The following is a 13900-nucleotide window of genomic DNA, read 5'->3' as shown; positions in this document are numbered from 1 at the left end:
GACTCCGGCCATATTAGCGTCCCGAACAGCGTTCTTATGGATGAACATAATCACTATAACAGACTCCGTTCATGGATGTGAACAGGTCGGGCTGGGCCTTCGTGAACGCGGAAAGGAGTCAGCGGTGCATTTACTGGACTGGATCATGGTGTCCGCGTACTTCGTCCTGATGGTGGTGATCGGCTTGTGGTCGCACAGCCGCATCAACACGGTCAGTGACTTCTTCACGGCCGGCGGCAAGATGCCGTGGTGGTTGGCCGGTATCTCCCACCACATGTCCGGCTACAGCGCCGTGCTCTTCGTCGCGTACGCGGGCGTCGCGTACACGGACGGCATCACCGTCTACTTCTGGGGCATGGCCAGTATCGGCATCGGTGTCGGCATCGGCAGCTGGCTGTTCGCCTCGCGGTGGAACCGACTGCGGTCGAAGCTCGGTGTCGCCTCGCCGCTCGAGTATCTGGCGAAGCGCTTCAACGTGCCCACTCAGCAGGCGCTCGCCTGGAGCGGCAGCCTCCTGAAGATCTTCGACATCGCGGCCAAATGGTTCGCGGTCGCGACGATCCTCAACGTCTTCGCGGGCGTGCCCTACACCTGGGGCATCATCATCACCGGCACGATCACGCTGATCTACTGCACCGTCGGCGGTCTCTGGGCCGACGCGCTCACCGACTTCGGCCAGTTCGTCATCCAGGCCATCGCGGCGATCGTGATGCTGTGGGTCGTGCTGGACAAGCTCGGCGGCGTTTCCGGGCTGTGGACCGTGTGGGGGGACCTCCCGCCCGCCCACCTGAACCCGACCACTTCGAAGTTCACCACCATCGTGTTGCTCGTCTACGTGCTGGTGAAGACGCTGGAGTACAACGGCGGTATGTGGAACCTGGCGCAGCGCTACATGGCCGCGCCGAACACCTACGAGGCCCGTCGCGGCGCGCGGCTCTCCTCGATCCTGTACCTGGTGTGGCCGCTGGTGATGATGTTCCCGATGTTCGCCGCCCCGCTGCTGATCCCGAACATCTCGAACCCCAACAACGCCTACGCGATCATGACCACGACGTTCCTCCCGCCGGGTCTGGTCGGGCTGGTGCTGGCCGGGATCTTCTCGCACACCATGGCGATGGTCTCCTCGGACGCCAACGCGATCTCCGCGGTCATCACCCGCGACATGATGCCGGTGTTGTGGAAGAAGGCCCGCAGCTTCACCGAATCGCAGGGACTGCTGGCCGCGCGGATCTCGACGGTGATCTTCGTCGTGCTCACCATGGCGGTGGCCACGCAGGCCGAGAAACTCGGCGGTGTGCTCGGTATCGTGGTGCTGTGGGTCGCCGCCCTGATGGGCCCGATCTCGGTGCCGCTGCTGCTCGGCATGCTTCCCGCGTTCCGCCGCTCCGGCTCCCGCGCGGCCCTGATCTCGTGGGCGGGCGGTCTCATCGCCTACGCGATCGCTTACTACGGCTACAACGCCACCCTCGCGGTCACCGTGTCCACCCCGATCCTGGTCTCGCTGGCGCTGTTCATCGGGCTCGGCTACCTCATGCCCGAGCGCAAGGCCTCCACCGACGAGATCATCGACACGATCGACCGCGACGACGACGTCCTACCCCGCAAGTCGCAGGACGGCACCACCGTGCCCGCCTGACCGGGCCCGTACCCGGGACCATCCACAAAGAACGAAAGAGAAATCCATGGCACAGCCCAAGATCGAACTCGACGGCCTACTGGCGTTCCCCCTGACCCCCTTCACCGAGGGGCTGGAACTCAACCTCGACGCGTTCGCGGAAACCGTCGAGAGCCACGTGGCCGCCGGAGCCGGTGCGCTGTTCGTCGCCTGCGGTACGGGCGAATTCAGCTCGCTGTCCCCGGACGAGCACGCAGCGATCCTGCGCAAGGCTCGTGAGGTCGTTTCCGGGCGCGTGCCCGTGTGGGTCGGCGCCGGCGGAGGCGCTGCGTCGGCCCGCGCAGGGATCGCGGCGGCGGAGGCAGGCGGCGCGGACGGCGTCCTCCTCCTGCCGCCGTACCTGGTCACCGGCCCGCCATCCGGGCTGGTCGACCACGTCCGGTACGCCGTCGGCGATTCCTCGATCCCGGTGATCGTCTACCACCGTTCCACCGGTGTGTTCACCCCGGATTCGGCCGTGGACCTGCTCGGCATCCCGTCGGTGGTCGGGATCAAGGACGGCTTCGGCGACGTCGAGCTCATGAGCCGGATCATCACCACGATCCGCTCCGCCGGCACCGACCGGGCCAAGGATTTCCTGTTCTTCAACGGTCTTCCGACGGCGGAGGTCTCCGCTCGCGCCTACGCCGCGGTCGGCGTGGCGCGGTACTCCTCGGCCGTGCACTGCTTCGCGCCCGAGATCGCGGCCCGGTTCCACCGTGCGCTCGCGGAGAACGACGACGCCGTCATGGAGGCGCTGCTCGCCGGGTTCTACCTTCCTCTGGTGGCGCTGCGGGACGAAGGGAAGGGCTTCGCCGTGTCGCTGGTCAAGGCCGCCGCGCGCCTGCGGGGTGACAAGGTCGGCTCGGTCCGGCCGCCGCTGGTCGAGCCCACCGCGGACCAGATCGCCCGCCTGGAGAAGATCATCGACGACGGCCTCGCCGTCCTCAAGTCCGTCGAGGCCGGTGCCTGAAGATGAAGGTTCTCGACGTCGTCCTGACCCCGGTCGCGTTCGCCGACCCTCCGCTGCTCAACGCGATGGGTGTGCACGAGCCGTTCGCGCTGCGCGGTGTCGTCCAGCTGATCTGCGAAGACGGCGTGGTCGGCCTCGGCGAGTCCTACGGTGACCTCGCGTTCCTCGATCAGGTGCGGAAGGTGCTGCCGGAGCTCAAGGGACACGACGTGTTCGACCTGCCCGGCCTCCGCCGGAAGGTCGCCACCACGCTGGGCGAGGTCGTCTTCGCCGACGCGCACGGGCTGACCGGGGGTTTCTCCGTCAGCAAGACCGTGGCCAGCGTGTACTCGCTGTTCGAGGTCGCCGCGCTCGACGCGCAGGGTCACTACCTCGGCAGGCCGGTGGTGGACCTGCTCGGCGGCAAGGCCCGCGACAAGGTCGACTTCTCCGCGTACCTGTTCTACAAGTTCGGTGCCCACATCGGCGCCGAGGAGGACTCCTGGGGCGAGGTGACCACGCCGGACGCGCTCGTCGGCGAGGCACGCCGCATGGTGGAGGAGTACGGCTTCGGCTCCATCAAGCTCAAGGGCGGCGCGTTCGACCCCGGCCAGGAGATGGACGGGATCCGCGCGCTCGCGGACGCGTTCCCGGACCACCCGCTCCGCATCGACCCGAACGCGGCCTGGACTGTCGAGACGGGGATCCGGGTCGCCGAAGAGCTCGACGGCGTCCTGGAGTACCTCGAAGACCCGACACCGGGTATCGAGGGCATGGCGCGCGTCGCGGAGAAGGCGAACATGCCGCTGGCCACGAACATGTGCGTCGTGCGCTTCGCGGACATCGAGCCCGCCTTCCGGCAGCGAGCGGTCGGCGTAATACTTTCGGACCATCATTATTGGGGTGGGTTGCGGGACACCCAAGCCCTCTCGACCACGGCGGAATGCTTCGACGTGGGCCTTTCCATGCATTCGAACAGTCATCTCGGGATCAGTCTGGCCGCTATGGTGCACGTGGCCGCGGCGACGCCGCACCTGACCTACGCCTGCGACACCCACTGGCCGTGGAAGACGGCCGATGTCATCGCCCCGGGTGCGCTGGAGTTCGCCGACGGTGCGGTCGCGGTGCCCGACAAGCCGGGGCTCGGGGTCGAACTCGACCCCGACGCGCTGGCGCGGGCCCATGAAGACTATGTCCGAAGTGGACAGACAAAACGGGATGACGTGACCTATATGCGGAAGTTCGTGGGAAGCTTCGAACCGAACACGGCACGGTGGTGACGAGGTGAAGGTCACCGGATACGCCTACCCCTGGGACGTCGTCGACGATCCCGGCTTCGTCGAACGCGTACGGGAACTCGGCGTCGACGAGGTCGCCGTCGCCGTGTCGTACCACAGCGCCCGGGCGGCGACGCCCTGGTCGCCCGAGCGCACCTCGGTCGTCGCGCGCCACGCGGCGCTGTACCGGCCGGTGCGTGAGGAGGCGTGGGGTGAGCTGAAGCCCGCCGAACCGGACTGGGTCGAAAGCCGCGACAGCGCGGGTGACGCCGTCCGGACGCTGACCGAGGCGGGGATCCCGGCCGCGGCCTGGCTCGTGCTGACGCACAACTCGCAGCTGGGCACGGAGTTCCCGGATTTCACCGTGCGCAACTGTTTCGGCGAGCGGTATCCGTGGGCGTTGTGTCCCGGCGTGCCCGCGGTCCGCGAGTACGCGGCGAACGTGACGGCGGAGAGCCTCGCCGGGCTCGACTTCGCGACCGTCATCCTCGAAGCCTGCGGTCCGCTCGGTGCCGTGCACCAGCACCAGCACGAGAAGACCGACGGTGTCTGGTCGCCCGCGGTGGCGCGGCTGCTGTCGATCTGCTGCTGCGACGACTGTCTCGACGCCTGGGCCGCGGCGGGTCAGGATCCGGCGAAGGCGCTGGGCAAGCTGCGGGCCGAGGTTCGGCGGCTGATTGACAGCGGTGACCTCCGGGCGACCGAGGACAAGATCCTGCCCACGCTGCGGCAGGTCCTGCTCGACACGCGCCAGAACGCGACCGACGCCCTCCGGCGCGCGGTGCTCGAGAAGATCCCGTCCGGGCCCCGGATCGTGCTGCACGGCGCGATGGACCCGTGGGTCACCGGCGCGCTGCCGGGGCTGACGCCGTCGGCCCCGGACGACGTCGACGCGGTGGTGCTGCAGAACTGGGCACCCGGTCACCCCAGCGTGAACGCGGTCGCGGCGGCACGGGCGAAACTGCCGGAGAAGGTAGCCGTCGGCAGCTACATCACCGCGGTGGCGGCCAGCCCGGTGCCCGACATCGAGGCCTACACCACCGAACTCGGCAAGGCAGGCGCCGCCGAGCTGCACCTGTACCACCTCGGCCTCGCCGGCCCGGGGCGCTGGGCGGATCTCATCGCCGCCGTCAGCGCCGCGCAAGAACTCTAGGAGACGCAAGAAATGAGCCAGGCAACGGATCCCGCCACGCTCGACCAGATCCTCGCGGCCGCCGCCGATGCGGCAGGCACGACGGCGGCCGCGACCCCAGCCCAGCGCGCCGGATGGCTGAACGCGGCGGCGGACGCCCTCGACGCGGCCGCCGACGAGCTGATCGCGCTGGCCAACCGGGAGACGCATCTCCCGGCCTCCCCGCGGCTGCAGGGCGAGCTGAAGCGCACGACGTTCCAGCTGCGCCTGTTCGGCGAGGTGCTGGCGGACGGCGAGTTCCTCGGCGCCACCGTCGACCACGCGGACGCCGCGTGGCCGATGGGCCCGCGGCCGGACATCCGCCGTCTGCTCACCCCGATCGGGCCGGTGCTGGTGTTCGCCGCCAGCAACTTCCCGTTCGCGTTCAGCGTCGCGGGCGGCGACACCGCGTCGGCGCTGGCCGCGGGCTGCCCGGTCGTGCTCAAGGCGCACTCGGGGCACCCGGAGCTGTCCGCCCGCACCGGCGAGGTCCTGCGTGACGCGCTGGTCGGGGCCGGTGCGCCGGAAGGGATCTTCGCGGTCATCTACGGCCAGCAGAACGGCGTCACGGCGCTGAAGGACCCGCGGATCCAGGCGGCGTCGTTCACCGGTTCCGTGCCGGGCGGGCGCGCGCTGTTCGACATCGCGACCTCGCGGCCGTCGCCGATCCCGTTCTACGGCGAACTCGGCAGCGTCAACCCGGTCGTCGTCACGCGGGCCGCGATCGACGCGCGCGGTGAAGCGATCGCCAAGGGCTACGCGGGTTCGTTCACCCTCGGTGCCGGGCAGTTCTGCACCAAGCCGGGGCTGCTGTTCCTGCCGGAGGGCCACGGCCTCGAAGACACGCTGCGCGAGGCCGTCGCGGCGGTCCCGGCACAGCCGATGCTCAACGAGCGCATCGCGGCGGGCTTCGCCGACGGACTGGCGAAGCTCAGCGAGGTCGACGGCGTGGAGGTGCTTTCGGAATCCGGTGGCGCGGAAGGGATCTCGCACGGCGCGACCCTGCTCGCCACCACCGCCAAGGCCTTCCTCGCCGACGCCGGCACAGTCCGCGAGGAGTGCTTCGGCCCCGCGTCGCTGATCGTCACCTACACCGATCAGGACGAGCTGATCAGCCTGCTCGGCGTGATGGAACCCGGTCTCACCGCGACCATCCAGGGTGAAGAGTCCGATGTGGACTGGATCCGCCCGGTGCTCCCGTCGCTGACCAGGGTCGCCGGCCGTCTGTTGTGGAACGACTGGCCGACCGGTGTCACGGTCAGCTGGGCACAGGAACACGGTGGTCCCTACCCGGCGACCACCGCGCCGACCAGTACCTCGGTCGGCACCGCCGCGATCGAGCGGTTCCTGCGACCGATCGCCTGGCAGGGCTTCCCCGACGAGCTCCTGCCGGAACCGTTGCAGGAGAACAACCCCTGGGGCCTGCCTCGTAGGACCGACGGGAAACGCTAAGAGCTCGTGAGCGGTAAGGACGGTTAGAACCGTCCTTACCACTCACGAGCCCCAGCACCCGCCGCCGCCCCTTGATCCGTCTCTGACCCCTTTGGGAGGCACTGTCATGCCCGGTTTCGGTTACTTCGACAGGAGAACGGCCTTGCGGGGAGGCGCGGCAGCGGCCGCTTCGGTGGCGCTCACGTCAGCACTCGCGGGCACTTCGTCCGCGCAGCCCGCGGCCCCGGGTACGTCGTCCATCGTGACCGGCTACCGCGAACTGCAGACCGGGATCGACCGGCCGTCGGCGGAACGCTCCGCCGCGCTGGCGAACCTCGACCGGGTCGCGAAGTCGTACCACGACAGCATGACGGTCGGCGGCGGTCCACTGTGGAAAGACCTGCCGCTCGGTCCCGGCAGCGAGTTCACGACGTCGATGTACGCCCGGCTCCGCGCGATCGCCGTCAACTGGGGGACACCGGGTGGCGCGCTGGCGGGCGATCCCGCCGTGCTCGCCCGGATCAAGGGTGCGCTGGAACTGTTGTACACCAGCGATCAGTACAGCGAGAAGACCGCCGAGATCGGCAACTGGTACACCTACGAGATCGGCATCCCGCTCTACCTGCTGCACATCCTCGCGACGGTCGCCGACGAGCTCACCCAGGACGAGCTCGCCAAGTACCTCAAGCCGGTGCTGAAATTCTCCGGCGACCCGAACCGCCGCACCAACAACCCCGGCGTCGTCGAGACCGGCGCCAACCGCGCGGACAAGTCGATGATCTCGATCGTCTCCGGCGCGATGCTCGGCGACGCCGAGCGGATCAAGCGCGGCGTCGGCGCGTTCACCGACGTCGAAGGCAGGGGAGCGGCGAGCGTCATCGCCAAGCTGCACCGTGCGGCGGGCGACGGCTTCCACACCGACGGTTCGTTCCTGCAGCACGATTCGGTGCCGTATCCCGGGCATTACGGGATCATCCTGCTCACCGCGGTCGCGTCCGCCGTCCACGTCACCAAGGGCACGGAGTTCGCCTTGCCCGCCGACGTGCGCGACGCCGCGTACGCGCTGGTCGCCGACACTTTCGCGCCCTTCGTTCACGCGGGCGCGCTGATGGAGTCGGTCCGCGGCCGGTTCCTTTCCCGGCAGGGGGAATCCGCGCACGACATCGGGCATCAGCTCACCGGCGCGGTGGTCCTGCTGGCGCGGTCGGCGAGCGGGAAGCGCAAGGAGGAACTCGGCGGTCTCGCCGCGAAGTGGATCACCGACGACACTTTCGCGCCGTACCTGGAGATCCCCGATCCCGAGCGGTTCGCGCCAGGGCCCGACCTCGTCGGGATCCCCGGCATCGAGTTCGCGCAGGAGCTGCTGGCGACCGGGATCCGGCCGGCGCGGACGGTCGCGACCCATCGCGTGTTCGGCCAGCAGGACCGGATGGTGCACATCACCGAAGGCTGGTCGGCCTCGCTCGGTGTCGCCTCGACCCGGATTTCGCGGTACGAGTCGATCAACTCGATGAACCTGCACGGCTGGTACGTCGGCGACGGTGCGCTGTATCTGTTCCTGCCCAAGGCGAAGGGACATTTCACCGACGCCTACTGGCCGACGGTGGACCCGCTGCTGCTGCCGGGAACCACCAGCAAGGCCGGCCCGACGCCGAAACTGGAGTCGGTCCCGCTGACGAGCAAGGATCACTGCGGTGGCGTCCGCTGGGACGCGCGGCACGGCGCGCACGCCCTCGACTTCGTCTCGCAGGACGGCACGCTGACCGCGAAGAAATCCTGGTTCTTCACGCCGTCGGGCGTGCTGTGCCTCGGTGCCGGGATCTCCGACTCCTCCGGCGAACGGGTCCGCACCACGATCGAGAACCGCAACCTCGGCGAGAGCGGCACCGGTGTCCTGCTGGCCGACGGCCACCTCGTCGGCGGCTCGGAATCGTTGCGGCGCAAGCGATGGCTGCACCTGGAGAAGGTCGGCGGGTACGTCCTGCTCGACAACGCCGAGGTCACCGCGCTGCGCGAGGACCGGACGGGCACCTGGCGCGACATCGACAAGGGTGCCAACACGAAGGGCACGACCGTGCCCTACACCCGGCGTTATCAGAAGCTGGTCATCGAACACGGCGCCAATCCCTCGGACGCGAGCTACGCGTACGCCGTCCTGCCCACCGCGTCGGTGCTGGAGACGATCGCCTCGGCCTGGTCGTGGCGCGTCCGGTCCAACACCGCGACCGTGCAGGCCGTCCGGTTGTGGGACGCGACGCTACTGGCGAACTTCTTCGCCGCCGGCTCGGTCGACGAAGTGTCGGTGTCCGGTCCGGCCTCGGTCGCTCTGGGGCGGACCGGGAACGGCTGGCGGCTGGCCGTTTCGGACCCGACACAGCGCCAGGAAGTCCTGCGCGTGACCGTACGGCGCAAGACCGTCGAGGTGCCGGTGAAGGACACCTTCGGCGCCACACAGGTCGTCCGCGTCTAGTCGGCTGAACGCGGGGCGGGGGCCGTGTCGCGAAAGCCACTTTCGGGACATCAGACGTCGCGAAAGTGGCTTTCGCGACACGCCCGGCCAGGAGCACGCCGTCCTGAACGCGCGGGCGCATTTAGGTCACGATCTGGCCTGAATGGCCCCTACGGTCGCTTCATGACCGACATCGAGCAGTTCCGCATCGACATCCCGCAGTCCGATCTGGACGACCTGACCGACCGGCTGGCCCGCACCCGCTGGCCGTCGGCGCTGCCCGGTGCCGAGTGGAGCAGGGGCGTTCCGGTCGCGTACCTCAAGGAGCTGGCCGAATACTGGCGAGACGGCTACGACTGGCGCGCGTACGAGAAGCGGCTCAACGAGTTTCCGCAGTACACCACGACCATCGACGGGCAGCGGATCCATTTCCTCCACGTCCGCTCGCCGGAACCGGACGCCGTCCCGCTGATCATGACGCACAGCTGGCCGAATTCGATCGCCGAGTTCCTGAACGTCCTGGGGCCGCTCACCGATCCGCGGGCGCACGGGCTCGACCCGGCGCGGGCCTTCCACGTCGTCGCGCCCTCGCTGCCGGGTTTCGGCTTCTCCTCGTTCCCCGAGCCTGCCGACCAGCGCCCGTGGGACATCGCGCGGGTGGCGCGGACCTGGGCGGAGCTGATGAGCCGTCTCGGCTACGAACGCTATGGCGCGCACGGGAACGACGCCGGAGCGCTGGTGACGCCCTGTCTCGCGGTGCACGCGCCCGAGCACGTGATCGGCTCGCACATCACGTCGGGTCTCGGGATACCGATGGGCGATCCGGCCGACTTCGACGGGCTCACCGAGCAGGACCAGGCCGATCTCGCCGCCCTGATGGAGCGCTTCGCGGGTGACAGCGGCTACGCGCCGTACCTGACGAACCGGCCGCAGACGCTCAGTTTCGGCTTCCTCGACTCGCCGGTCGCGCAGCTGGCGTACCTGGTCGAACGGTTCAAGGAATTCGACGGCTGGCCCGAAGGCACGGCGCCCGCCGAGCCGATCGACCGCGACCTCCTGCTCACCAACGCGACGTTGTACTGGCTGACCGGGACCGGTGGCACCTCGCTGTGGCCGTACTACGAAGGAGCGGCCGCGATGCCGATCGACCAGACCGTGGTACCGACCGGCGTCTCCCACGGCGGGCCGTCCGTGCTGCGCACGATCGCCACCCGTAAGAACGACGTCGTGCGCTGGGCGGATCACGACAGCCCGAGCCATATGGTCGCGATGGCCGTCCCGGACGACGTGGTGGCCGAGCTCCGGGAATTCTTCGGGAATCTCGCGAAGTGATGTCGAGCGGTGGACGTCGGCTCCGACCCAGGGACGAAGCTAAAGTGCGAGTGACCCCATGGAGGACCTGATGACCACCTCGTTCGAGACCGTGACCTCGGCCGACGGCACCTCGATCGCCTTCGAACGCGCCGGGGAGGGCGCGCCGGTGATCCTGATCGGCGGAGCGTTCAACGACCGGACGACCGTCGCCGGCCTCGCCTCGACGCTGGCTCCGCACTTCACCACGATCGCCTACGACCGGCGCGGGCGGGGTGACAGCGACGCGGGCGCGGTCTATTCGGTGGAGCGCGAGGTCGAGGACCTCGCCGCGCTGGTCGAGCACGTGGGCGGTGCGGCGGCGGTGTTCGGGCATTCGTCGGGTGCGGTGCTGGGGCTGGAGGCGGCGGCCAGAGGCGTCGCCATGACCCGCCTCGCCGTGTACGAGCCGCCGTATGTCGTCGACGAAAGCCGCACGCGGCCCGCGGCCGACCTCTTCGATCGCGTCCGGGCCTCGATCGCCGACGGCGACCGCGACAGCGCGGTCGAGCTGTTCCTGGTCGAAGGGACGGCCACGCCGGCCGAGGTCGTGAAGGGCATGCGGGACGACGCGTTCTGGGCGTGGTTCACCGGACTCGCCCACACACTGCCCTACGACCTCGCGCTCTGCGGACCCGGCAACGTGCTGCCCGCGGAGCGGCTGGCCAAGATCGCGGTCCCCACGCTCGTCATCGACGGCGGCGAGAGCGACGCCTGGATGCGTGCGGGTACTCGCGCGGTCGCCGACACGGTCCCCGGCGCCCGTTACGCCACCGTCGAGGGGCAGGACCACGGCGTGCTCCGCCGGCCGGACACCTTGCGCGACCTGCTCACCGGGTTTCTCAGGTGACGACCTTCAGCGGTTCGAGGGACAGGCCCATCGCCGCGTAGTGCTCGCGAGCGGCGCGGGTCTGTCCCAGCCCGGCCAGCGCCCGGGCTTCCTGCAGCCGGTAACCGATCCGCCTCGCCGTCTCCAGCGCGAGCCGGTGCCGTCCGAGGCCCGCCGCCGTGTCGCCGAGCGCGAGGCAGGCGGTGCCCAGGCTGTTCGCCGCCATGGCCAGCAGCAGCGGATGATTGAGCCGGGTGAGGATCGCGCACGCGTGTTCGGCCTGCTCGCGCGCGTCGCCCGGCCGGTGGGCGAGCAGCAGGGCGTCGGCGAGGTCGATCCGGCTCCACGCCTCGCCGAACAGGTAGCCGAAGTCGCGCGAGGCGGCGAGGGAACCTCCGATGGTCTCGAAGGCTTCCTCGAAATGCCCGAGCCGGGCCAGCACGAGACCGAGCTGGGCCGAGCTCAGGATCGTGCCGCGGTCGTCCTCGCGCAGCGCCAACGACCGCCGTGCCGATTCGAGCGCGCCGTCCAGGTCGCCGAGGACCTCCTGCGTGTTGCTGAGGTTGGTCCACAGCGTCGCGGCGGCGTCGGTGCCGCCGTCCGGGACGGCCAGGCCATCACGGTAGAACCCGATCGCCTCGGCGTAGCGGCCGAGCATGCTGTGCAGGGCGCCCGCCCGGGACAGCGCGATCGCTTCGGCCGCGCGATCGCCGGATCGCCGGACCACGTCGAGCCGCTCCATGGCGCAGTCCATCCCCTCGGTGAGCCGCCCGTTCTCCCAGAACGCCAGGGTCAGGCTCGCCAGGCTCAGCTGGATCGCGTGCGGATCACCGATCCGGCGGGCGGCGGCGAGCCCGGCCCGCGCGACGGCGAGCAGCTCGTCGAGATACCCGTTCTCCCGGAGGTGTTCCGTGGTGTCCTCGGCGATCCGCCAGGCGTACTCGTCGAGACCGGCGTCGAGCGCGTGGCGTGTCACCGCCACCAGGTTCGCCCGTTCCCCGCGGTACCAGCCGGGGCCGCCGCCGTCGCGGTAGTGATCGAGCAGTCTGGCGAGCGCCGGACCCGATTCCTCGTCGCGCGCGACACCGCGGGAGTGCTCGGCGATCAGGTCGTGGAACGCGTAGCGGCCCAGCGCGGGCTGCCTGAGCAGATGCGCGTCGAGCAGGTCCTCCAGCAGCCGTTCGGCCTCGGGTTCGCCGGTGCCGGCCAGCGCGGCCGCCGCGGGTACCCCGATGTCGGTGCCGGGATTCCTTCCCAGCAAACGGAACATGCGCCGCTGCGCGGTGTCGAGCTCCCGATAGGACAGTGCGAAGGCCGCGGCCACGTCGCGCCCGGCGACCTTCAGCTCGGCCAGCCTGTCGTGTTCGGAACCCAGCCGTTCGGCCAGGGTCGTCGCGGTCCACTGTGGACGATGCTGGAGCCGTGCCGCGGCGATCCGGATTGCCAGCGGCAGGTTTCCGCACAACGCGGCCACGCCCGAATCCGGCCGGCCGGACGCGGCCGCGAACAGGGCACCCGCCTGTTCGTCAGGCAGGACTTCGAGGCTGATCGGCGCGGCCCCGTCCACGGCGGCGAGGCGACGCCTGCCGGTGACCACGAGCGCGACCGTGGCGGAACCCGGCACCAACGGCCTCAGCTGTTCGGCGCTAGCGGCGTTGTCGAGCACCACGAGCAGCGACCGGCCCGCCGTCTTGGCGCGCCAAAGCTCCGCCCGGCGGTCCACGCCGCCGGGAAGCCTGCTCGCGGGGACGTCGAGCTGGCCGAGCAGGGCTTCGAGCGCGGCCTCGGGTGAGAGCGGTTCACGGGCGGGGGAATGCCCGTGCAGATCCACGAACAGCTGCCCGTCGGGGAAGTCGGCGGCGAGCCGGTGCGCGACGTGGACGGCGAGCGCGGTCTTGCCGACCCCGGCCATCCCGTCGACGGCCACCGGACGGCCGAGGCGGAGGGCGTCGAGCAGACGGCCGATCTCGGCTTCCCTGCCGGTGAAATCCGGGACGTCGTAAGGGAGGAAGCACCGTGTCTTGCCGTATTCGGGCTCGTCGCGGAGGATCCGCTCGTAGAGTTCGCGGAGTTTCGGCCCGGGGTCGATCCCGAGTTCCTCCACCAGCCGGGTCCGTGCCTGCCGGTAGACGTTGAGCGCGCCGGCCTGCCTGCCCTGCTGGTGCAGCGCGCGCATGAGCAGCCCGGCGAACGGCTCCCGGAGCGGGTGTTCGGCGACCAGCGCCGTCAGTTCCGCGACGGTGTCCTCCCCGGCCGAGATCTCCTCGTCGAGGCAGCGCTCCACAATGGACAGACGGCGCTCGTCGAGCTCTTCGGCCTCGCCGCGCAGCGCCGTACTGTCCACACCGGACAGGGCGGGGCCGTGCCAGCACGCGAGTGCTTCCCGTAACTCGCCTCGCGAGACGTGCTCTTCGAACGTGCGCAGATCGAAGGTGCGCGGGCGCAGGACGAAGCCCGGACCCTCGGCGGTCAGGACGTCATCGGCGGCGCCCTCGGCGACGAGTGCGCGTTTCAGCGCGGTGGTGAGGTTGCGGATCTGCCGGGTGGCGGTGGCGGGCGGGTCCTCGTCCCAGACGACGTCCACCAGCCGTGAGACCGAGACGACGCGATCGGCGCCGAGCAGCAGCGCGGCCAGGATCCGTTCCTGCCGTGCGCCCGCCAGTTTCAGCGCCCGCGCGCCGCTGCGGCATTGCACCGGACCCAGAATCCGAAACTCCATCGCACCCCCTCCCGCGAGGTTAGCCGCCCCCTCCTCCGTGCCGGTGCGGAAGTGATGCAGCTGTGATG

Annotated in this window: 9 protein-coding genes; 8 read left to right on the top strand and 1 reads right to left on the bottom strand. The window is 69.9% G+C overall.

Annotated elements, in window-relative coordinates:
- The first annotated feature begins 124 nt into the window (after positions 1 to 124).
- From ACOCEP_RS36520 to ACOCEP_RS36485, 8 genes are all read left to right on the top strand, one after another.
- Positions 125 to 1636 carry a sodium:solute symporter family protein gene (locus tag ACOCEP_RS36520; protein WP_482334207.1) on the top strand — a complete coding sequence of 504 codons (1512 nt, stop codon included), beginning with the start codon at positions 125 to 127 and terminating at the stop codon, positions 1634 to 1636.
- Positions 1637 to 1682: 46 nt separating this feature from the next.
- A complete protein-coding gene (locus tag ACOCEP_RS36515) occupies positions 1683 to 2627 on the top strand; it encodes a 5-dehydro-4-deoxyglucarate dehydratase (RefSeq protein ID WP_482334206.1) in 945 nt (314 codons plus the stop codon).
- Between the two features lie 2 nt (positions 2628 to 2629).
- Positions 2630 to 3886 carry a glucarate dehydratase family protein gene (locus tag ACOCEP_RS36510; RefSeq protein WP_482334204.1) on the top strand — a complete coding sequence of 419 codons (1257 nt, stop codon included), beginning with the start codon at positions 2630 to 2632 and terminating at the stop codon, positions 3884 to 3886.
- A 4-nt stretch (positions 3887 to 3890) separates the two neighbouring features.
- Positions 3891 to 5036 (top strand): hypothetical protein, encoded by a 1146-nt coding sequence (locus ACOCEP_RS36505; protein WP_482334202.1) that lies wholly within the window; start codon positions 3891 to 3893, stop codon positions 5034 to 5036.
- Between the two features lie 12 nt (positions 5037 to 5048).
- Positions 5049 to 6506, top strand: coding sequence for an aldehyde dehydrogenase (NADP(+)) (locus ACOCEP_RS36500; RefSeq protein WP_482334201.1), 1458 nt, complete (start codon positions 5049 to 5051; stop codon positions 6504 to 6506).
- Positions 6507 to 6612: 106 nt separating this feature from the next.
- The gene (locus ACOCEP_RS36495; protein ID WP_482334199.1) at positions 6613 to 8955 is read left to right on the top strand and encodes a polysaccharide lyase 8 family protein; all 2343 of its coding nucleotides are present in this window, start codon (positions 6613 to 6615) and stop codon (positions 8953 to 8955) included.
- A 162-nt stretch (positions 8956 to 9117) separates the two neighbouring features.
- Positions 9118 to 10266 carry an epoxide hydrolase family protein gene (locus ACOCEP_RS36490; RefSeq protein WP_482334197.1) on the top strand — a complete coding sequence of 383 codons (1149 nt, stop codon included), beginning with the start codon at positions 9118 to 9120 and terminating at the stop codon, positions 10264 to 10266.
- 58 nt (positions 10267 to 10324) lie between these two features.
- The gene (locus ACOCEP_RS36485) at positions 10325 to 11134 is read left to right on the top strand and encodes an alpha/beta fold hydrolase (protein ID WP_482334195.1); all 810 of its coding nucleotides are present in this window, start codon (positions 10325 to 10327) and stop codon (positions 11132 to 11134) included.
- Here ACOCEP_RS36485 and ACOCEP_RS36480 read toward each other — a convergent pair.
- Positions 11127 to 13832, bottom strand: a complete 2706-nt coding sequence (locus ACOCEP_RS36480; protein WP_482334193.1) for an AfsR/SARP family transcriptional regulator — start codon at positions 13830 to 13832, stop codon at positions 11127 to 11129. The two genes, ACOCEP_RS36485 and ACOCEP_RS36480, sit on opposite strands and share 8 nt — an antisense overlap.
- Positions 13833 to 13900: the final 68 nt, after the last annotated feature.

The sequence above is a fragment of the Amycolatopsis sp. CA-211722 genome (assembly GCF_056828465.1).
Note: the sequence above shows the minus strand (reverse complement) of the source record. Positions and strands in the feature narration are given on the sequence as shown.

Excerpts from the sequence above, each read along its gene's own strand:
- ACOCEP_RS36515 (WP_482334206.1), top strand. The coding sequence starts at position 1,683 with ATGGCACAGCCCAAGATCGAACTCGACGGCCTACTGGCGTTCCCCCTG.
- ACOCEP_RS36510 (WP_482334204.1), top strand. The coding sequence starts at position 2,630 with ATGAAGGTTCTCGACGTCGTCCTGACCCCGGTCGCGTTCGCCGACCCT.
- ACOCEP_RS36500 (WP_482334201.1), top strand. The coding sequence starts at position 5,049 with ATGAGCCAGGCAACGGATCCCGCCACGCTCGACCAGATCCTCGCGGCC.
- ACOCEP_RS36495 (WP_482334199.1), top strand. The coding sequence starts at position 6,613 with ATGCCCGGTTTCGGTTACTTCGACAGGAGAACGGCCTTGCGGGGAGGC.
- ACOCEP_RS36490 (WP_482334197.1), top strand. The coding sequence starts at position 9,118 with ATGACCGACATCGAGCAGTTCCGCATCGACATCCCGCAGTCCGATCTG.
- ACOCEP_RS36485 (WP_482334195.1), top strand. The coding sequence starts at position 10,325 with ATGGAGGACCTGATGACCACCTCGTTCGAGACCGTGACCTCGGCCGAC.
- ACOCEP_RS36480 (WP_482334193.1), bottom strand. The coding sequence starts at position 13,832 with ATGGAGTTTCGGATTCTGGGTCCGGTGCAATGCCGCAGCGGCGCGCGG.